The organism is Pseudomonas sp. JY-Q, from assembly GCF_001655295.1.
GTDB classification, from domain to species: domain Bacteria; phylum Pseudomonadota; class Gammaproteobacteria; order Pseudomonadales; family Pseudomonadaceae; genus Aquipseudomonas; species Aquipseudomonas alloputida.
Genome location: NZ_CP011525.1, coordinates 3048041 through 3067834, shown reverse-complemented (window position 1 = coordinate 3067834; position 19794 = coordinate 3048041). Strand labels below are relative to the sequence as shown.

14 protein-coding genes and 1 riboswitch are annotated in these 19794 nt (G+C 63.4%); of the genes, 9 read left to right on the top strand and 5 right to left on the bottom strand.

The window, feature by feature from the left end; all coding sequences use genetic code 11:
* Positions 1–226 precede the first annotated feature (226 nt).
* Positions 227–892, bottom strand: coding sequence for a thiaminase II (gene tenA, locus AA098_RS13895; protein WP_064614423.1), 666 nt, complete (start codon positions 890–892; stop codon positions 227–229).
* Positions 889–1536, bottom strand: a complete 648-nt coding sequence (locus AA098_RS13890; RefSeq protein ID WP_060537357.1) for a TenA family protein — start codon at positions 1534–1536, stop codon at positions 889–891. Before AA098_RS13890 ends, tenA begins: the two co-directional genes overlap by 4 nt.
* A 78-nt stretch (positions 1537–1614) precedes the next feature.
* Positions 1615–1729: riboswitch (TPP riboswitch) on the bottom strand.
* A gap of 241 nt (positions 1730–1970) precedes the next feature.
* Here AA098_RS13890 and AA098_RS13885 point away from each other — a divergent pair.
* From AA098_RS13885 to AA098_RS13870, 4 genes are all read left to right on the top strand, one after another.
* Positions 1971–5366, top strand: a complete 3396-nt coding sequence (locus tag AA098_RS13885; RefSeq protein WP_064614421.1) for an Ig-like domain-containing protein — start codon at positions 1971–1973, stop codon at positions 5364–5366.
* Between the two features lie 55 nt (positions 5367–5421).
* Positions 5422–6405 carry an SCO family protein gene (locus AA098_RS13880; protein WP_064614419.1) on the top strand — a complete coding sequence of 328 codons (984 nt, stop codon included), beginning with the start codon at positions 5422–5424 and terminating at the stop codon, positions 6403–6405.
* A gap of 81 nt (positions 6406–6486) precedes the next feature.
* Complete coding sequence (locus AA098_RS13875) at positions 6487–8814, top strand: bifunctional diguanylate cyclase/phosphodiesterase (protein WP_004576265.1); 2328 nt, start codon at positions 6487–6489, stop codon at positions 8812–8814.
* 60 nt (positions 8815–8874) lie between these two features.
* Positions 8875–9855, top strand: a complete 981-nt coding sequence (locus tag AA098_RS13870; protein ID WP_079732525.1) for a site-specific integrase — start codon at positions 8875–8877, stop codon at positions 9853–9855.
* Here AA098_RS13870 and AA098_RS13865 read toward each other — a convergent pair.
* Positions 9845–10885, bottom strand: coding sequence for an SMP-30/gluconolactonase/LRE family protein (locus AA098_RS13865; RefSeq protein WP_064614418.1), 1041 nt, complete (start codon positions 10883–10885; stop codon positions 9845–9847). The two genes, AA098_RS13870 and AA098_RS13865, sit on opposite strands and share 11 nt — an antisense overlap.
* A 127-nt stretch (positions 10886–11012) precedes the next feature.
* On the opposite strand from AA098_RS13865, the gene AA098_RS13860 reads away from it, so the two are divergent.
* Positions 11013–11912, top strand: coding sequence for a LysR family transcriptional regulator (locus AA098_RS13860; RefSeq protein ID WP_004374362.1), 900 nt, complete (start codon positions 11013–11015; stop codon positions 11910–11912).
* Between the two features lie 19 nt (positions 11913–11931).
* Here AA098_RS13860 and AA098_RS13855 read toward each other — a convergent pair whose 3' ends face one another.
* Both AA098_RS13855 and AA098_RS13850 read right to left on the bottom strand, forming a co-directional pair.
* A complete protein-coding gene (locus AA098_RS13855) occupies positions 11932–13071 on the bottom strand; it encodes a glycerate kinase (RefSeq protein ID WP_064614413.1) in 1140 nt (379 codons plus the stop codon).
* Positions 13072–13212: 141 nt separating this feature from the next.
* Positions 13213–14310, bottom strand: coding sequence for a sugar diacid recognition domain-containing protein (locus AA098_RS13850; RefSeq protein WP_060537365.1), 1098 nt, complete (start codon positions 14308–14310; stop codon positions 13213–13215).
* Positions 14311–14473: 163 nt separating this feature from the next.
* Here AA098_RS13850 and AA098_RS13845 point away from each other — a divergent pair, with 163 nt between their 5' ends.
* The 4 genes from AA098_RS13845 (at position 14474) to AA098_RS13830 (ending at position 19775) form a co-directional block, all read left to right on the top strand.
* The gene (locus AA098_RS13845) at positions 14474–15802 is read left to right on the top strand and encodes an MFS transporter (RefSeq protein WP_012052349.1); all 1329 of its coding nucleotides are present in this window, start codon (positions 14474–14476) and stop codon (positions 15800–15802) included.
* Between the two features lie 176 nt (positions 15803–15978).
* On the top strand, positions 15979–17499 hold the full coding sequence (locus AA098_RS13840; RefSeq protein WP_060545137.1) for an apoptosis inducing factor family protein: 1521 nt from the start codon (positions 15979–15981) through the stop codon (positions 17497–17499).
* Positions 17500–17571: 72 nt separating this feature from the next.
* On the top strand, positions 17572–18582 hold the full coding sequence (locus tag AA098_RS13835) for an aldo/keto reductase (protein ID WP_064614411.1): 1011 nt from the start codon (positions 17572–17574) through the stop codon (positions 18580–18582).
* A gap of 95 nt (positions 18583–18677) precedes the next feature.
* Positions 18678–19775 carry an alkene reductase gene (locus tag AA098_RS13830; protein WP_004374351.1) on the top strand — a complete coding sequence of 366 codons (1098 nt, stop codon included), beginning with the start codon at positions 18678–18680 and terminating at the stop codon, positions 19773–19775.
* Positions 19776–19794: the final 19 nt, after the last annotated feature.

Here is a 19794-nt window from a genome sequence, read left to right as displayed (position 1 = left end):
CACGGGGCTCCGGGTGTGTAGTTGGGAGCGGAAAGAGCAATATGCGGGCCGCTTTTTCCTGCGCCGCCACCCGGAAGAAATCGGGCTGCTCGCCCAGAAATCCATATGCACTGTGCACATTAAAGCTGCGATCTGACGATCTGGAGTGTGCGGGACGACTTATTTTGAGGCGCTCATGCACCAAAGCGGGCCTGGGCTGGGTAGTAATCACCCAGCCCACGGCGGTTTACACGGTCCCGTCCAACCCCATTTGCCAGAAATCAGCCTCCAGGCTGGAGGCCTGGCCAAAAATCCCTGCCAGTTCGGCGAACCGCTGCTCGGTCATGCTGCGCGCTGCCAGTTCGTCCAGGTGCTTGCGCGCTGCTGCGGCCACCCCTTGGTAGCCCTCCCCGGCATACTCGCCAATCCACTCGCGGTAGGGGTGATTGCTCAAGTCGCCAATGCGCTCGGCCAGGGTCCGGCCGATTTCGGCATAGCCGATCACGCAAGGTGCCAGTGCCACATGCAGCTCCAGCAGGTCGCCGGCTGCGCCGCAGTCCAGCACATAACGGGTGTATGCCACCGTGGCCTGATGCTCTGGCGCGGCCTCGATGTCTGCCTGGGTCAAGCCCCAGCGTGCGCACAGGCGCACGTGCAGCTCGGTTTCATCCAGGATCGCCGACAGCCCGGCCTGCGCTGCACGAATGTCGGCCGGGCGGCGGCTTTTGTAGGCGGCCAGCGCCCAGGCGCGGGCGAACTGGATCAGGAACAGGTAATCCTGCACAAGGTAGGTCCGGAACGCTTCCTCGCTCAGCGTGCCCTCGCCCATCTGACGCACGAAGTCATGGTCTACGTAGCGGTTCCATTGTGGCGTGGCAGCGGCTTTGAGGCGCTCGAAGATATCCATGCTCATTTGCCCTCCGGGTACACTGCATCGAAGAAAGCCAGCTCCAGCGCCACGGTGCGCTGGTAGAAGTCACTTGCCAATGCGGCCTCCTGCGGGCCGACGCGGTCCAGTTCGGCCTGCAGGAAAGCGACGAATGCCTGGAATGCCGGGTTGTCATGCAGGGTAATCCACTCGGCATGGACGAAGTTGTCCGGCATCGGTTTCGGCGCCTTGAGCGCCCAGTCCAGGTACAGGCCTTCGGCAACGTTCAGCACCGCCAGTGCCGCTGCGTAGGAACGGGTGGCTGCCGCTTCGCGCATGATCGCCTTGAAACCTGCGGTAGGCGCGGTATCGGCCGGTTCACTGCGTTGCGCCGGGCTGACACCCAAGGCCTCGAAGGCACGCAGGAAGTAGGTGTTCTCGTCACTGCAGATCATCCCGGTAAAGCGGCCGAAGCGCAGGCGGGCTTCAAACGTGTCAGCGGTGGCGATGGCCGCGCCTAGCAGGGTCACGAAGCTGTCGAGGAAACGGTGGTCTTGGACCAGGTAGTCGACCATGATCGGGTCCGGCAGGCTGCCGTCGCACAATCGGGTCACGAAACGGTGGCCAACGGCCGCCGACCAGGTCGGCTCGCTCTGGCGGCGCAGGGACTGGCTGAAACGTTCGGTCATGTTGCTGTCCTTGATGAGGGTGACAGCGAGACCTTGAAAGTTGGCATGGACTGGCCTCGCAGTGAGGCCGGCAAAAAGGCAGGTTACAAGCCCCATCCCTTCGCCGGCATGATCCGGATCAGGTTCGAAGGGTCACCGCGCTGCAGCGTTCAGCGGTTTCTCAGCCCATTGCCGGGCTCCCCTTGGTGGCGCTCAGGTATACCCGAGGGCGCCGCGCCTGTCACTACCCAAACGGTGGGCAATGGTGACCCGCTAATGGGTATCTGTCCCCATTCTTGACGCGCCATCTTTTAGTGCACGCCAGACACTGCAAGGTTTTGTATGTCAAAGCATTACTGAAATATCTGTTGGCATAGCTGTTGCTGATGGCCATTTAACGGGCAAAACGCCATTGATGGCTTAAGGCCCTAAGGCCGCAAAAGAGGCTTAAGCCAATGAAAACACCTGCTGCGAGTCACGCGTCCAGACGCGTGTTCCATCTGTCCTCTGTCACGGCACTGATGATCAGCCTCGGATTGATCACGGCCATGGCATCCCCCCTCGACGACAACAGCATGCCACCGCCGACCGACCCGTCGGCCTACACCGACCAGCCGGACGACCCGACCGCTACCTTGCTTGAGCTGAACACCATGCCGGAGGCCAACGAAGGCTCGCTGGAGCTGACCGATGGCATGTATGGCGACCGCAACACGGTACGCACCGACAACGTGCTGCCGCCTGCCCTGCAAACGTCGGACAAGTACCCTACCAACGGCAAACCCAGCCCGTTGTTCGGTGCGCAACCTTTCACCCAGCAACTGTTGCTGTTCGAAGAATTCGGACCAGAGAAGCTCGACCCGACCACGCCGGTGCCCGATCTGACCTTCCCGGTACCGACCCTCGGCGCGGCCCCCGCCCAAGACCCCAACGTGGTGGCACGCAGCGGCCCCAGTGGCAACGCACTGGAAGCGTTCCTCAAGCAACCCGGCCTGTACCCGTTTCCGACCCAGTACGCCAACGTGCTGGACCGCAACCCATGGAAGGCGCAGATCGAGATGTTCCTCAACCGCCAGCCGGTCGGCTCGCCCGCTGAAGGCCGGCCACCAGGAAAAGGCTGGTCGCACCAGCGCTGGAACGAGTTTTACCCGCAGGCAGCGTTCAAGACCGCCCAGGCCGGTGCGCGCATCAACCTCGGCCTGCGCGACCGTAAGCAACTGCACAACTATGCCGTCGGTGAATTTGCCCCGGGCGGCCTGTACTACCAGACCTCCGACATTCCGACCACGCTGGGCACCACCAAGGGCATCGACACACGCTTCCATCCGAACATGCCGCTGCAAAACCACAAATCGCTCTGGACCTTCGACGGCACTTTCCCGCCCAAGCTGCTGATGGTGCGCTACGGCCAGCCAATTCTGATGCGCCATTACAATGCCCTGCCGATTGACCCCTCGGCCAACGGTGGCTTTGGCCTGCATACCATCTCGACCCACGAGCACAACGGCCACTCGCCGGCTGAAAGCGACGGCTTTGCCAACGCGTACTTCTTCCCCGGCCAGTACTACGACTACCGCTGGCCGGTGCAGCTGGCCGGCTACGACACCATCAACACCCGTGCCCAGGACCCGCGTGCCGCTTTCCCCTGCTCGCCGGGTGAAACCTTGTTCGTCAACGATGGTTCACCGGGCCTGAAAACCTGCGAGAACGGCAGTATCAAGATTCGTGGCGACTGGCGCGAAACCATGAGTACCCACTGGTTCCACGACCACATGATGGATTTCACGGCGCAGAACGTCTACAAGGGCAACGCCGTGATGATGAACTACTACAGCGCCCTGGACCGCGGCAACGAGGCCCTGCAGGACGGTGTCAACCTGCGCTTCCCAAGCGGGTCAGCCATGCCTTGGGGGAACCGTGACTATGACGTCAACCTGGTGGTTGCCGACAAAGCCTGGGATGCCAATGGCCAGCTGTGGTTCAACCCGTTCAACACGGACGGCTTCCTCGCTGACCAGATTCTGGTCAACTGGCAGTACAAGCCCAGGCTCAAGGTGCGTGCGCGCAGTTACCGCTTCCGTCTCCTCAACGGCTCGGTGTCGCGCTACTTCAAGTTCGCCGTGGTGCGGGAGATTGCCGGTACCAGTGGTGAGTTCAAAGGCCCGTCCGGCTCCAACCTGTCGTATGCGCGGGTGCCGTTCCACATGATCGCCAACGACGGCAACATCATGGAACACGCGGTGCCATTCGACGGCACGATGGACCTCAATGGTGACGGCAACCTGCAAGACAACAACGGCGTCTTGCCGTTGCAGGCCATTGCCGAGCGCTACGACATCATCATCAACTTCGCCAAGAACGGCATCAAGGCCGGCGACAAGCTGTACTTCGTCAACCTGATGGAGCACGACTCCGGCAAAGGTCCGAAGCAAGCTATCCCGTTGGCCGACGTGCTGTCGGAAAAATACAAGGCAGTAATCAAGCAGACCAGCAAAGGCCCGCAGTGGGACAACGGCGACCCGGCTGTCGGCAAGTTTCTGCAACTGTGGGTGCAACCGTACACCGGCCAGGACCTGAGCATGGACCCGGTAGCCTATGAGCCGGCCAAGCCAGGCAAGGCTGCAGGCCTGAAAATGCTGCCCCTGCCCATTGACCGCGACGCCGCAGCCGACCAGGCCAAACTCAAGGATGCCCGCCACCGCGAGTTCATCTTTGGCCGCTCTGACGGCACGGACACCACCCCGTGGACCATCAAGACCGACGGCGGCTTTGGCTACAGCATGGACCCGCGCCGCATCAGTGCCGCGCCGCAATTGGCCAACCAGTCCACCGACGGTGGTTTTAGCGGCGACGGCACCCTGGAAGTGTGGAAGATCGTCAACGGCGGCAATGGCTGGAGCCACCCGGTACACGTGCACTTCGAGGAAGGCGTGATTCTTAGCCGCGACGGCAAGGCCCCGCCAGAATGGGAAAAATGGGCGCGCAAGGATGTGTACCGTATCGGGTCGGAACCTGATTCGTCCGAAGAGGTGGAAATGGCCATCCGCTTCCGCGAGTTCGCCGGCACCTACATGGAGCACTGCCACAACACCCAGCACGAGGACTCTTCGATGCTGCTGCGCTGGGACATTGAACATCCGGGGCAGTTCCAGGTGATGCCCACCCCGCTGCCAGGATGGGACGGCGTGCGCTACATGGCCTCGGTAGGCCTGCCAACGTTCCGCACCAAAACCGATAACGACAATGACGACCCGGCCAACAAACCACCTGTCGTGGCCAATGACAGTGCCGCAACGACTGCAGGCAAGGCGATCACCCTGAACGTGCTGGCCAACGACAGCGACCCGGACGGCAACGTACCGCTCACGGTCACCGGCCTCAGCCAGCCAGACTCCGGCCAGGGAGCCGTCAGCACAGACGGCACCACCGTGACGTACAACCCACCCGCTACGGTCGCCACGCCGTTCACGGCCAGCTTCAATTACACGGCGCGTGATACCAAGGGGGCCGAGTCGGTGACCCCGGCCACGGTCAGCATCGCCGTCACCCCAGCAGTGGCGGCCGACGAGCTCAAGGTCACCAGTGCCACAGTGCAACTGCGTAGCGGCAACCGGTTCACCTGGGATGTGCAGGGGACAACCACGGTGGCCACGGGCAACAGCATCAGCGTGACTGCAGCAACCACCGGTGGTCCGGTAAGCCTGGGGAACGCGACGCTGACTGCCACGACTACGGGGGCCCGTTGGCGGGTAGCGGTGACCACCACCGGCTTTGGCCCGGCCACGCCAGCGACGGTCACGGTGAAATCGACGCTGGGCCAGACGGTGACAGCGCCAGTCACCTACAAGTGAGTGCAAAGCGGGGCCGCTATGCGGCCCCCATCAGCCAACCCACGAGGACCGCATCATGCCCAGCTCATGGCGATTCCTGCTGGTACTGGCGTTGTTCGCCGCCAGCATTCCGTTCTGGCCGTTGCAACCCCAACGAACGGTGGCCGAAGCAGCGGCCTCTCCCTGGGGGGCCAGCTATTTCCCCAACATCCCCTTGCTCACTCAGGACGGCGAAAAAGTGCATTTCTTCGACGACCTGATCAAGGACAAGGTGGTCGCCGTCAACTTCATCTTTACCGGCTGCTCCGACTCCTGCCCAGTAGAAACCGCTCGCCTGCGCCAGGTACAGAAAATCCTCGGTGACCGGGTCGGCAAAGACATCTTCCTCTACTCCATCAGCATCGACCCTTATAACGACACCCCCGCCACCCTCAAGCGCTATGCCGAAAAGTTCGGCATCGGCCCAGGCTGGACCTTGCTGACCGGCGAACCCGACGACATCGAGCAACTACGCCGCAGCCTGGGGCTGTGGATCGATGGCCTGGAAAACGGCCGCTCCAAAGACCACAACCTGAGCCTCATCATCGGCAACCAGGCCACCGGCCGCTGGATGAAAGCCTCACCTTTCGAAAGCCCGTACATCCTTGCCGACCGCCTGGGCAACAGCCTGCACAACTGGAAGCAGGCCAGCGCCATGAGCAATGACTACGCTCAGGCTCCGCAAATCCGCTCACCCAGCAGCGGCGAGCAGATATTCCGTACCCGCTGCTCGTCCTGCCATACCGTGGGCAACACCGAGCCAGGCCAGCCAGGCATCGGCCCCGACCTGCTGGGCGTGACCCGTCAGCGTGACGCCAACTGGCTGGCCCGCTGGCTCAAGGTGCCCGACCAGATGCTGGCCGAAAAAGACCCCTTGGCCATGCTGCTGTTCGAACAATACAACCGCCTGGCCATGCCCAACATGCGCTTGGGCGATGCCGAAGTCAGCGCAGTGATGAGCTACCTCGAAGAGGAAACGGCTCGCTTGCAAACACCCATGGCTAATAGGGAAATCCCCTAAAGGCTATTGGCCACCAGTCATCAGGCTGTCATCTTATTGTCGTATTTTCCGAGCATTACCCAGGGTCGGGAACTATCAGCAGTGATTCGCCGTTCGCTTTCCTCCTCCAGCCTTCTGCGACTGCTGATCCTGATGCTCTGTGCAGCGACCCTGGCCTTTCTCTGGGGGCTGCACGTCACGCAGAAAGCCACCGCCCGACAGGGTGCACTGTCGGCCAAGGCCGTCGAGCACCTGAACCTGGCCAGCATCGTGGGCGAAAACCTGCGACAGCTTGTCGACCGCGCCCAGGCGGTGGGTCGTGTTACCCAGGACGACATGAAAGCGCTGCGCCAAGGCAACTTCAGCCTGGTACCCAGCCTGGCCGCAGACCCAGTGTTCAAGCGCTTGAGCCTGTACGACCGACAAGGCTGGCTGCTAGCGGCCAGCCACACCGATGAGGCCGCCGAGTTGCCGGCAGACTGGTTGCACCAACTGCAGCGGCACATTGACCGCTACGGTTTCAAACCTTTCCTGCCGAGCATTCAGCCTGTCAGCCAAAACGCTGCCCCGCCCACTGGGCGCCTGCCCTTCCTGCTGCCGTTGACCAATTCGACCGGCCGGGAAATCGACAACCTTTTGCTGGTGCAATTGGACGTCGGCTACCTGGCGGTGCTGTTCCAGCCTATCGACCTGGGCAACAGTGGCCTGGTGCGTCTGCTGCAGGATGACGGCCTGGAGCGGCTGCGCATCGACAACAGCGGCGTGGTGACTGCGGGCGACCTATTGCAGCCACCGCTGCCGGCGCTAAACACCGAAGCGGGCATGCTGACCCAATACGTAGCGGGTGATGCCTACCAAAGCTTGTACCGCCATGCACCCGAGCACGGCTTCAGCGTGGTGGTCAGCCAGCGCCAGGCGGAAATCCTCGCACCCTCGACGCTGGCCTATTCCCGGCAGTTCTGGTTGAACCTGAGCATGACCCTGATGATCCTGGCCAGCCTGCTATGGACCTTGCGCCTGCTGCGCAAGCGCCAGGAGGCCTTCGACGCGCTGGAACATGCCCAGCAGGTCAATCAGCAACTGATCGTGCGCCTGGAGGACGAACACCGGCGCAGCAGCCACGCCGCTGCCACGGACCACCTCAGCGGCCTGCACAACCGCCGCCAGTTCGTCGAAGTGGCCAGCCAGGCGCTGACTCGGCAACGTGGCAAGCGCCGACTGATGGCGATCCTGTTCATCGACATGGACCGTTTCAAGTCGATCAACGACTCGCTCGGACACAAGATTGGTGACCTGCTGCTACAGGCTGTGGCCGGGCGTATCCAGCGCCTGCTGGAGCCCGGCGACGAGGCTTCGCGCTTTGGCGGCGACGAATTCGTGGTGCTGCTGGCCGGCGAGCGCAGCGAGGCGCAGATCAACGCCTGGGTCCACGAACTGGTGCAGAAACTGTCGGCCGCGTACGCCCTGGATGGCCAAGAGGTCAACACCAGCCCCAGCGTAGGGGTGAGCATCTGCCCGCGTGATGGCCAGGACATCGACAGCCTGATACGCAGTGCCGATGCTGCAATGTACTCGGCCAAGCAGGCTGGACGCGCGCAGTATCGCTTTTTCGACCCCTCGCTGAACCTGGCCGATATCCAGGCTTTCACCCTTGAGCAAGCGTTCGGCAGTGCCTTGGCCGAACGCCAGTTCGTGCTGCACTACCAGCCACAGATGCGCCTGGACACCCACCAGGTGCTGGCCTACGAGGCGCTGGTGCGCTGGGACCACCCTGATTTCGGCCTGCTGTACCCGGACCGCTTCATCGGCCTGGCCGAGCGCAGTGGTTTCATTGTCGAACTGGGTTGGGAGGTCATTCGGCTGGCCTGTGAAGCCTTGTCGAGCTGGAATGCCCAAGGCCGCAAGACACGGCTGGCAGTCAATGTCTCCGCCCTGCAGCTGCGTCAAGCCGATTTTGCTGACCGGCTGCTGAGCAAATTGCAGCATCATGGCATCGCGCCCCAGCAGCTGGAGCTGGAAATTACCGAAACCACCATCCTTGACCCCGAAGGCACGGCGGTGGCGCACCTGCATACGTTGCGCGGCGCAGGTTTGGGTATCAGTCTGGACGATTTTGGCCGTGGCTACGCCGGCTTTGCCCACCTGCATTCACTGCCCCTGAGCAAGCTGAAGATCGATCGTTCGCTGATCGCGGCGCTGTCCAACAGCCATGACGACAGCCCGATCGTGTCCTCCACCATCATCCTGGCCAAGCGCCTGGGCCTGGAAGTGGTGGCCGAGGGGGTGGAAACCCGTGAACAGGTGGTGTACCTGAAGCTTGCCGGCTGCGATATCGCCCAGGGCTACCACTTCAGCCGGCCATTGTCGCTGCCGCAGCTGTGGGTTTACCCGCCCTTCAACGGTATCGAGGACAAGGCATGCGTGTACTGAGCGCAACGGCAGGCTTGCCGATGGCGTTGAGCAAGGACAGGCAACGCATTTCGGTTTATCGTGTACCGATCACACACCGACACCCGCACCATGACCGATATCGAGCGCTACCTTCGCGCCGCCACCCGTGACAACACCCGGCGCAGCTACCAGGCCGCCATCGAGCACTTCGAAAGCCATTGGGGCGGCTTTCTCCCGGCCACCGCCGAGAGTATCGCCCGCTACCTGGCCGATCATGCCGACCAGCATGCAGTCAGCACCCTGCGCCAACGCCTGGCCGCGCTCAGCCAATGGCACGTCGCCCAAGGCTTCCCCGATCCGACCAAGGCGCCATTGGTGCGTCAGGTGCTACGCGGCATCCGCACCCTGCACCCGACGCCGCCCAAACAGGCCGCCCCGCTGTTGCTGCAACACCTGCAAACCGCTGTGACGTGTTTCGAAGAAGAAGCCCGACAAGCCCGCGAGCACCATGATTTGGCAGCCCTGCGCCGGGCTCGCCGTGACAGCGCCTTGCTGTTGCTGGGTTTCTGGCGTGGTTTTCGCGGCGATGAGCTGGCACGCCTGCGCATCGAACACATCCAGGCACAAGCCGGTGTCGGCATTACGCTTTTCCTGCCACGCAGCAAGGGCGACCGCGAAGCCTTGGGCGTCCAGCACCGCACCCCTGCGCTCAAGGCCTTGTGCCCTGTCACTGCCTACCTGCAATGGCTTGAAGTCGCCGGTATTGCCCATGGGCCGGTGTTCCGCAAACTCGACCGCTGGGGCAACCTTGGCGACAACGCGCTCAACAGCAACAGCCTGGTGGGCCTGCTGCGGCGCATGCTGGAACGCGCCGGGGTGCCGGCGGCGCTGTATACCGGCCACTCGCTACGGCGTGGCTTCGCCACCTGGGCCACGGCCAATGGTTGGGAACTGAAGTCGCTGATGAGCTATGTGGGCTGGAAAGACGCCAAGTCGGCGCTGCGCTACATCGACTCGGCGCAGCGTTTTGGCGATCTGGCCGTGCTACCGGCCAGTCAGGTGCAACCGCTTATTCCTTGAAGCTGTGCCTGGCGACGCCGCCCGTTTCCGGGCGGATGGCATACAGGTCGCCAGCGTCCGGATAATGGTGCAGGTCTTCTGGCGTCATGTCGTAACGCGCGGTGCTGATGTACAAGGTGTTCATCCCGGGCCCGCCAAAGCAGCAGCTGGTGGGGCACGGTACTGGCATCAACACCTGGTCGGTCAGGTACCCGTGGCGGTCGTAGCGCAGCAGGCAGCTGCCATGGTACTGGCACACCCACAGCCCGCCTTCGCGGTCCAGCGCCAGACCATCCGGCCGCCCCAGTTCGGCGGGGGTTTCGGCAAACAGCGTGACAGCCCCCAGCCGGCCTTCGATGAGGTACTCGGCGCGGTAGATCGCACGCGCCGCCGAATCGACGAAGTACACCGTATGGCCGTCCTGCGACCAGGCAAGGCCGGTGGGCAAGCCCATGTCATCGTGGATCACCTGGTCGCTCAACTGCCAGTCAAAGCGAAAAAGCGCCCCGGCATTGTCACTGAGGGCCTCGTCCATCAGGCCGGTGACGAAGCGTCCCTGTGGGTCGCAGGCGCCATCGTTGAAGCGGTAAGTCGAGCGCGGATGGACCGATGCCGAATGCTGGCTCACCTTGCGTGTTGGCACATCGAAGAGGGCTACGCTGGCATCCTCGGTGAAAATCAGGTTGCCCCGGTCGGTCAGCGCCAGGGCGCCAATGCGCGCGGCAGACTCGTAAAGGCACTCGACTTCGCCATCGGGTGTCAGGCCGTTGATACGCCCGCCAGAGATATCGACAAAGTACAGCACGCCGCTGCGTTCATCCCAGACCAGGCTTTCACCAAGGTCCGCGCGCGTGTTGGCCACTTTGACCGGCACGTAATTGCATTCCTTGATGCGGCTCCAGCGCTCGGCCACCTGCACACGGCCAAGGTCCCGAGGGTGGCTGACACTGCTGTGTTCGTTGAAGCGCGTGGCGATGTGCTGGCTATTGCTGGTGCGCAAGGTGCAATCAGTGGGACGGCACAGCGCACCGGCCAGGTGAGTAACGGGCATTTCTGGCTACCTTCAATTCTCCTTTCTTACGATATCAACAAAAAAATCAATGACTTAATATTAAAAGCATGCAACTTTGATATCCCATGGATATCACCGCCGAGTCGCCACGCTGCAGGATTGCTGGATGATCGAAACACGTTTGCTCAGGCAGTTCATCGCCGTGGCCGAAGAGCTGCACTTTCACAAGGCCGCCCAGCGCCTGCACATGGCGCAACCACCGCTGAGCCAGGCGATCAACCGGCTCGAGGAAAAGCTCGGTTTCGGCCTGCTTCTGCGCAACAAGCGCGGGGTGCGCCTGACCGCAGCGGGTGCAGCATTTCTCGACACCGCCTACCGCACGCTTGCTGAACTTGAACAAGGGATCGAGTACGCGCGCAACGTTTCTGCGGGGGTCAGCGGCAAATTGACCATCACGGCCATTTCCATCGCTTATTACGATTCGCTGCTCAACCGCTTGCGCCGCTTTCGGGAGACTTATCCGAACGTGCAGCTGACCATCCGCGAGATGCCATCCGCTTCCCAGGCCAAGGCCTTGCTGGCCGGTGAGGCGGACATCGGCTTCATGCGCAGGCTACCGCTGCCGGCCGGCACCCTGGAGGCACGCTTGCTGCTTGACGAGCAGATCGTCATGGCGCTGCCCGCCAGCCATTCCAAGGCGCGGCACGAGGCCGTCGACTTGCGCGAGTTTGCCGATGAGGACTTCGTGTTCACCCCGCAAGCGCTGGGCGGGGGCTACCACGCACAGTTGGTTGCGCTGTGCGAGTCGGCCGGGTTCTACCCCAAGGTCGTGCAGGAGGCGGCGCAGATCCACACCCTGCTGGGTCTGGTGGCCTGCGGCTTTGGCGTGGCCCTGGTGCCGGAGTCGTTCGTCCGCTCGACCCCGCGCGAACGCGTGCGGTTTTGCCCGATCCGCCCTATCGATGACCAGCCCGCCCCAGGGCTTGGGCTGTACATGAAATGGAGCGCCCAAAATACTTCGCCAGCGCTGGCCAACTTCATTGCCATGTTCGAGACGCAGCAATAAGGCCATTTCTGCACGGTGTTCAGCCTCGCTTCGCGCAGCGCCACAGCCGACCTATATCACAAGCCCTGGCCTGCAACAGCTCGGCAGCATTCACACACGCCTGCTCCAGGCTCATCGGTCCACTGGCCAGGGCAAATGCAGCGTCGACCCCATGGGCATACAACTGCTGATACCCCTCCCCCAAGGTCCCGGCCAGTACCACCACCGGCACGCCATGGCGCTTGGCAACCCGCGCCACCCCCATCGGCGTCTTGCCGCGCAGTGTCTGGGCATCGAAACGCCCCTCGCCCGTCACCACCAGATCTGCCCCTTGTGCCAGGGCGTCAAGGCCAGCCAGCTCAGCCACGACTTCCACTCCAGGGCGGAACTGCGCGTCCATGAATGCCCGGGCAGCGAAGCCCATGCCACCGGCCGCACCACAACCAGGGTAATCGCGCACATCCGCGCCCAACAGCAGCGCACAATGGTCGGCAAAATGATTCAGCGCGTGGTCCAGCGCCTCTACTTGCTGCGGGTTGGCGCCTTTCTGCGGGCCGAAGATCGCCGATGCGCCGTTGGCGCCACACAAGGGGTTGTCGACATCCGCCGCGACTTCAAACTGCACCCCGGCCAGGCGCGGGTCGAGACTGCTGGCGTCGATACGGGCCAGCTTGGCCAAGGCCAGGCCGCCCTCTTCCAGCGCTTGCCCGTCAGCATCCAGCAGGCGCAGGCCAAGCGCTCGCAACATGCCACTGCCGGCATCGTTGGTGGCGCTGCCACCGATGGCCAGCACCACACGCTGAGCGCCAGCGTCGAGGGCTGCGGCAATCAGCTCACCGGTCCCCCAGGTGCTGCTGCGGCAAGCATCGCGCTGGCCGGTTGGCACCCGTTGCAAGCCACTGGCCTGGGCCATTTCGATGATTGCGGTGCGACTTTGCGGCAACCAGCCCCAGCCGGCCTCGACGTGCTCCCCCAATGGCCCGCGCACGGACTGGCGGCGCAGTTCACCCTGGCTGGCGGCCAGGATCGCCTCCATGGTGCCTTCGCCACCGTCGGCCATTGGGCACTCGACCAGTTCAGCCTCGGGCCACGCTTCGCTCAGGCCCGCAGCGATGGCGCGGGCGACACCGGCAGCGTCGAGGCTGTCCTTGAACGAGTCGGGGGCAATGACGATTTTCATGGGGTTTCTCCTGTCCTGATGAGCGGCATGCTGACAGGTGGCTGCCCAGGTGGCCTCGGTCAAATGCACAAAACGCCGGCCGGGTTGTTTGGGCAGATGCCTTTTTGCCTGTTCTGGCCCAATCGCCGGCAAGTGAATACTTCAGTCAGCGGGCAACAGCTGCAACCCCAGATACAAGCTAAGCATCCCTTCCAGGCGCAGCGGGTCGACCTCACCCAGCTCGGCTATGCGCTCCAGTCGATAGCGCAGGCTGTTGCGGTGGATGCCCAGGGCATCGGCACAGGACTGGCTCTGGCCGTCATGTGCACACCAGGCGCGAAGGGTGGTGAGTAACTGGCCACTGCTGTCCTTGGCGCGGATGCGCTGCAACGGCTCCAACAGCTCGTCCAGCGCATCGTCGTTACGGTGGCGCCACAGCAGCGCCGGCAGCCGGTAGCGCTGCAGGCTGAGCAATCGTTCGCTGGGCAATACCTCGCGGCCATAGGCCAGCAAGTCACGCACCCGGCGGTAACCACGGCGTAACTGCTCCAGGCTCTGCGCTGCACTGCCCAGGGCCAGTCGCTCAATGTCCCAGCCGTGGCGTTGCAGGCGTTCCAGCAGGCGCAGTTCATCCAGTGCCACGCCTGCCGGGCGGCACCACAGCAACGACTGGCGGGCCGGGCTGACGCACCAGCTATCCGGATAACGGCTCATCAACCATGCGGCCAGCGCCTCGGCAGGTGGCCCCGACGTAATCTCGAACAGGCACGGTATCCGCGCCAGCTGAGGTTTCAAGCCCAACTGACGGGCTTCGTCCAGCAAGCGCGGGGCGTTACCGCTGCCGCCGAGCAACAGCGCCAGCAGGTCGTCACAGCGCTGCCTTCGCCATTGCTGGTCAGCCTGTAAATTGCGTTGGGCCAGCAGCATTTCGGCGGTCATGCGCACCAGCTCGCCATACGTGCGCACCTGCTGCGGGTCGCCGGTCAGGCCTAACACGCCCATCAGCCGCCCATCGAGCATCAATGGCAGGTTCACACCGGGCTGCACGCCCTTCAGGCACTTGGCCGCGTCGGTATCCAGCTCGACGATCCGGCCATTGGCCAAGACCAGCTGCGCCCCCTCGTGACGGGTGTTGATGCGCTCCGGCTCACCACTGCCCAGGATCAACCCTTGGCTGTCCATGACATTGACGTTGCAAGGCAAGATGGCCATTGCCCGGTCAACGATATCCTGCGCCAGGTCATGGTCGAGTTCGAACATTGCGTGGTCCTTTAGGTGTTTGGCTTTTGGGCTCGGGCACAGCAGCCTGGGCCAAGCGCTGTGCAAAAGCACAAAGACAGGCTAGCCGCAGTCCCCGAGACTCGTCAGGGCGAGCGCCGGAACAGGCGACGCGGCGAAAACCATAACAACAGAGAACCCGATCATGGCACACAGCCCCGCCCCTGACCAAGGCACGGACACCACCCGCAACGCGCTGTACCGGCGCATCACCTTGCGGCTGATTCCGTTCATTTTCATCTGCTACCTGTTCAACTACCTGGACCGCGTCAACGTCGGCTTTGCCAAGCTGCAGATGCTCGACGCCCTTAAATTCAGCGAAACGGTGTACGGCCTTGGCGCCGGCATCTTCTTCATCGGCTATGTACTGTGTGGCCTGCCAAGCAACCTGGCCCTCAATCGCTTCGGCCCACGGCGCTGGATCGCGCTGATGATGATCGCCTGGGGCAGCCTGTCCACCTGCCTGCTGTTCGTCACCACCCCTACCGAGTTCTACACCCTGCGCCTGCTCACCGGCGCTGCCGAAGCCGGCTTCTTCCCGGGTGTGGTGCTGTACCTCTCGCGCTGGTTCCCGGCGGCCCGGCGCGGCCGCATCATGGCCCTTTTCATGTCGGCGATCCCGGTATCGGGCCTGCTTGGCGGGCCGTTCTCCGGCTGGATCCTCGAACATTTTGCCGCCGGCCAGCACGGCCTGGCCGGCTGGCAGTGGATGTTCCTGATCCAGGGCCTGCCGACCGTGGCGTTGGGCGTACTGGCGGTGTTCCTGCTCAGTGACGGCTACCAGAAAGCCGCCTGGCTGAGCCCGGCTGAACGTCAACTGATTGCTGCCGACCTGCAGGCCGATGCTGCAAGCAAACCGAGCACCACCAGCGACAGCGTGCTGGCCGTGTTGACCAACCCGCTGATCTGGACCTTCGGCTTCGTCTATTTCTGCATCCAGAGCGGCGTATACGCGATCAACTTCTGGCTACCCTCGATCATCAAGAGCATGGGCTTCGACAACCCGCTGCTGATCGGCTGGCTCAGCGCCATCCCGTACCTGCTGGCAGGTGTGTTCATGATCCTTTGCGGGCGCTCGGCCGACCTGCGCAACGAGCGCCGCTGGCACCTGGTGGTGCCAATGCTGATGGGCGCCGTCGGCCTGCTGATTGCGGTGAACTTCGCCGGCAACCCGAGCATTGCCATTCTTGGCTTGTCGATCGCCACCATGGGCGCGCTCACCGGTTTGCCGATGTTCTGGCCAATGCCGACTGCGCTGCTCAGTGCCAGTGCCGCCGTGGCAGGTCTGGCGATCATCAACTCGGTAGGCCAGATGGCGGGGTTTCTCAGCCCGTACCTGGTCGGGTTCATCAAGGACCAGACCGGCTCAACCGATGCCGCACTGTATTCGCTCGCCGCGTTGATCGTATTGGGTAGCCTGGTGGCCTTGCGTGTAACGCGAGCGGGTTCGCTGAGTACTGCACGGGTGAGTTGAGGCATTCGCAGGCTTGCCCACGCCCACAAGTTTCAAGCCTGTGGGCGCGGGCAAGCCTGCAATGATGCCCACCCAAGCCACACCAAATCCACACCCGCCACCGATCGTCAGCTCAACGCATCCCCTTCCCGCCCCAGGCGTCAAATGGTTCCAAAGGCCCCTTTGGAGAAGCCCCCATGACCCAGTACGCCGTGGCCCGCTTGGCCCAGCTCGACGAGCACCGCCCCCTGCGCGTCCAGGCCGGCAACGAAGAACTCATCCTCATCCGCCAAGGCGATCAGGTACACGCCTACCAGGGCCACTGCCCCCACGCAGGCGCCCCCCTTGATGAAGGCGTGGTTTGCGGTGGTTTGCTGGTCTGCCCTTGGCACAAAGCTGCGTTCGCCGTTGACGATGGCGTGGTCTGTGAGCCGCCTGCACTCGCCGACCTGCGCCGCTACAAGGCGTGGATCAAGGGCGATGAAGTCTGGGTCGATGACCAGCCCCTGCCGGCAAGCGAACCGCCCAGGCACAGCGATGCCCGCTGTTTCGTGGTGGTCGGCGCCGGTGCCGCCGGCAGCGCCGCCGTCGCCACCCTGCTGGCTCATGGCTTCGCGGGCAGGCTGGTATGGATCGATCAGGAGCGCCAGCCGGCCTACGATCGCACAGCACTGAGCAAATTCGTGATTGCCGGGCAGATGCCGCCCGACGAGGTCCCCGCGCTGCTCGAAGCCGACGCCCTGCGCAAGGGCCAGCTGCAGCGCAAGCACGGCAAGGTGCGCACCCTGAACAGCCAGAAGCGCCAGGTCACCCTCGCCGATGGTCAGCAGATCGATTACGACGCCTGCCTGCTGGCAACCGGCGGTAAAGCACTGCGCCCCGACATTCCCGGCGCCGACCTGCCCGGGGTGTTCACCCTCCGCTCACTGGAAGATGCTGCACAGTTGCTCGACGCAGCCGAGCCTGGCCAACCGGTGGTCATCGTCGGTGACGGCTTCATCGGCCTGGAGGCAGCCTCGGCATTGCGCAAGTATGGCGTGCAGGTGCACGTGGTCTCGCGCCACGAAGTCCCTCTGGCCCGACAATTGGGCGAGCGTATCGGGCGCTGCATTCGCGCGCTGCATGAACGAAAAGGCATCACCTTCCACGGCCCCACCGAGGTCGAGCGGATCGAAGGCCAGGACAAGGTCGAAGCGGTGCAACTGGCCAATGGTGAACGGCTGCAGACCCCCTTGGTGCTGTTCGGCACCGGGGTAAAACCCGCCACCGCGTTCCTTCAAGGGGTGCCGCTTGGCGAAGACAAATCGGTGAGGGTCGACGCCGAAATGCGCGCAGCTGACGGTTTGTGGGCCGCCGGTGACATCGCCACGTTCCCGCTCTCGGGGCGCCCGGTGCGCATCGAGCACTGGCGCCTGGCCCAGCAACACGGGGTGATCGCCGCCGCCAACATGCTTGGCGAACAACGCCGTTATGCCGATGTACCGTTCTTTTGGACCTACCAGCATGGCCGTACCTATGAAGTGCTAGGCCATGCCAGAGACTGGAACCGGATCGAATTCGTCGGTGACCCGGAAAACGGCGATTTTGTTGCCCTGCAGTGTGTGGATGAACGCGTCGAGGCCGTTATCGCCAAGGGTTACTCCGATGCCATGGCGACGCTGTCGCAACGCCTGAAGCGCCCCTTGAGCCTGCAGGAGGCTTTGGCGCTCATTGGCTGAGGGGCGCCTTTCAATGCTTCCCGGTTGTGTGTAAAACAGGCAGGTCAGCCGACTGCATAAGGACCCACGCGCATGATCTACCGCCCCCTCGGCCACAGTGGCCTGCAGGTTTCCGCCCTTACCCTGGGCAGCATGATGTTCGGCGAGCAGACCCGTACCGAGGATGCCCTGCGCATCATCGACAAGGCCTGGGACCAAGGCATCAACTTCATCGACACCGCCGACGTGTACAACGCCGGGCGCTCGGAAGAAATCGTCGGTGAAGCCGTGGCGCGCCATCGCCATGACTGGGTCGTCGCCAGCAAGGTCGGCTTCGGCCCGGCCGACGGCCTGCCTAACCGCAGCGGGTTGTCGCGCAAGCACATCTTCAATGCCGTGGATGCCACACTGACCCGCATGGGCATGGACTATCTGGACATCTACTACCTGCACCGCGAAGACCACAAGGTACCGCTGGAGGAGACCGTGCAGGCCATTGGCGACTTGTTGCGCCAGGGCAAGATCCGCTACTGGGGGGTGTCCAATTTCCGTGGCTGGCGCATTGCCGAGGTCTGCCATGTTGCCGAGCGCCTTGGCGTGCCCAGGCCGGTAGTCAGCCAGCCGCTGTACAACATCGTCAACCGCCAGGCCGAGCCCGAACAGCTTACTGCCGCCGCCGCCCATGGTCTGGGCGTCGTACCCTTCAGCCCGCTGGCCCGGGGCGTGCTCAGTGGCAAGTATGCGCCGGGCGCGGTGCCGGACGCCGGCAGCCGCGCTGGGCGGCAGGACAAACGCATCATGGAAGTGGAGTGGCGCCAGGAGTCGCTGACCATTGCCCGGCAGGTTCAGGCGTATGCAGAGGCCAAGGGGGTGGGTATTGTCGAATTCGCCATTGCCTGGGTGTTGAATAACCAATGGGTCAGTTCGGCGATTGTCGGGCCGCGGACCGAGGAGCAGTGGGATACCTATGGCGGCGCATTGGCGGTGAAGATTACCGCGGAGGATGAGGCGTTCATCGATTCGTTGGTAACGCCAGGGCATGCGTCCACGCCGGGCTTCAATGACGTGGCGCATTATGTGAGTGGGCGGCTGGCGCGCAGCTGACGCATTGGGGAGCCCTGAGCCGGGCTCCCGGTCCCCCCTTTCCCCAATCACCTCGGTATCGTGCGCACCATTGGTTTTCCACCTCTGGAGCTGCAATGAAACTCTTGCAACCGCTGCAAATCGGCCCACTCACCCTGCCCAACCGCGTATTCATGGCCCCCCTCACCCGCCTGCGCAGCCTGGAGCCGGGTGATGTACCCACCGCGCTGATGGCCGAGTACTACCGTCAGCGCGCCAGTGCTGGCCTGATCATCACTGAAGCCACGCAAATCTCCTTCCAGGCCAAGGGCTATTCTGGCTCGCCCGGCATTCACAGCGCCGAACAGATCGCTGCCTGGAAGCACATCAACCAAGGCATCCATGCCGATGGCGGCCACAGCGCCGTGCAGGTGTGGCACACCGGGCGGGTGTCGCATACCTCGCTGCAACCTGGCGGCGAGGCACCCGTGGCCCCTTCGGCGCTGCCGGCGGACGCACGCACCACCCTGCGTGACGCGCAAGGCAACCTGACACGCGTGGAAACCTCCGCCCCCCGGGCGCTCAGCGAAGCGGAGATCGCTGGCATCGTCGCCGACTTTGGCCAGGCCGCGATCAATGCCTGTGAAGCCGGCTTCGACTTCATCGAGTTGCACGCCGCCCACGGTTACCTGCTGCACCAGTTCCTCACCCCCAGTGCCAACCAGCGCGAAGACCGCTACGGCGGCAGCGTTGAAAACCGTGCGCGCATTGTGCTGGAGGCGGTGGATGCGGCCATTGCCAACTGGAGCGCCGACCGGGTCGGTATTCGCGTGTTCCCGCTGGGTGGTTTCAATGGTGTGGACAATGGCGAAGACCAGGAAGCCGCCGGCCTGTACCTGATCCGCGAACTGGCCAAGCGAAACCTCGCCTACCTGCACCTGTCCGAGCCGGACTGGGCCGGTGGCAAGCCACTGCGTGACGAGTTCCGCCAGGCCATTCGCGCCGCCTACCCCGGGGTGATCATCGCGGCCGGTGCCTACACCGCCGAGAAAGGCGAAGACCTCATCGGGCGGGGTTTGATCGATGCCGTGGCGTTCGGGCGCGCCTACATTGCCAACCCCGACCTGGTGGAGCGTCTGCGGCTGCAAGCGCCGCTGAATGAGCACCGGGCGAAGTTCGATTACGCCAATGGGCCTGAAGGGTATACGGATTATCCGTTCCTGAAGCAGGCTTGATGCAAAAACGGGCGCTCTT

What these genes read in the sequence shown, in the direction of transcription:
- tenA (WP_064614423.1), bottom strand. Translation starts at nt 892, where the DNA reads ATGAGCATGGATATCTTCGAGCGCCTCAAAGCCGCTGCCACGCCACAA.
- AA098_RS13890 (WP_060537357.1), bottom strand. Translation starts at nt 1,536, where the DNA reads ATGACCGAACGTTTCAGCCAGTCCCTGCGCCGCCAGAGCGAGCCGACC.
- AA098_RS13885 (WP_064614421.1), top strand. Translation starts at nt 1,971, where the DNA reads ATGAAAACACCTGCTGCGAGTCACGCGTCCAGACGCGTGTTCCATCTG.
- AA098_RS13880 (WP_064614419.1), top strand. Translation starts at nt 5,422, where the DNA reads ATGCCCAGCTCATGGCGATTCCTGCTGGTACTGGCGTTGTTCGCCGCC.
- AA098_RS13865 (WP_064614418.1), bottom strand. Translation starts at nt 10,885, where the DNA reads ATGCCCGTTACTCACCTGGCCGGTGCGCTGTGCCGTCCCACTGATTGC.
- AA098_RS13860 (WP_004374362.1), top strand. Translation starts at nt 11,013, where the DNA reads ATGATCGAAACACGTTTGCTCAGGCAGTTCATCGCCGTGGCCGAAGAG.
- AA098_RS13855 (WP_064614413.1), bottom strand. Translation starts at nt 13,071, where the DNA reads ATGAAAATCGTCATTGCCCCCGACTCGTTCAAGGACAGCCTCGACGCT.
- AA098_RS13850 (WP_060537365.1), bottom strand. Translation starts at nt 14,310, where the DNA reads ATGTTCGAACTCGACCATGACCTGGCGCAGGATATCGTTGACCGGGCA.
- AA098_RS13845 (WP_012052349.1), top strand. Translation starts at nt 14,474, where the DNA reads ATGGCACACAGCCCCGCCCCTGACCAAGGCACGGACACCACCCGCAAC.
- AA098_RS13840 (WP_060545137.1), top strand. Translation starts at nt 15,979, where the DNA reads ATGACCCAGTACGCCGTGGCCCGCTTGGCCCAGCTCGACGAGCACCGC.
- AA098_RS13835 (WP_064614411.1), top strand. Translation starts at nt 17,572, where the DNA reads ATGATCTACCGCCCCCTCGGCCACAGTGGCCTGCAGGTTTCCGCCCTT.
- AA098_RS13830 (WP_004374351.1), top strand. Translation starts at nt 18,678, where the DNA reads ATGAAACTCTTGCAACCGCTGCAAATCGGCCCACTCACCCTGCCCAAC.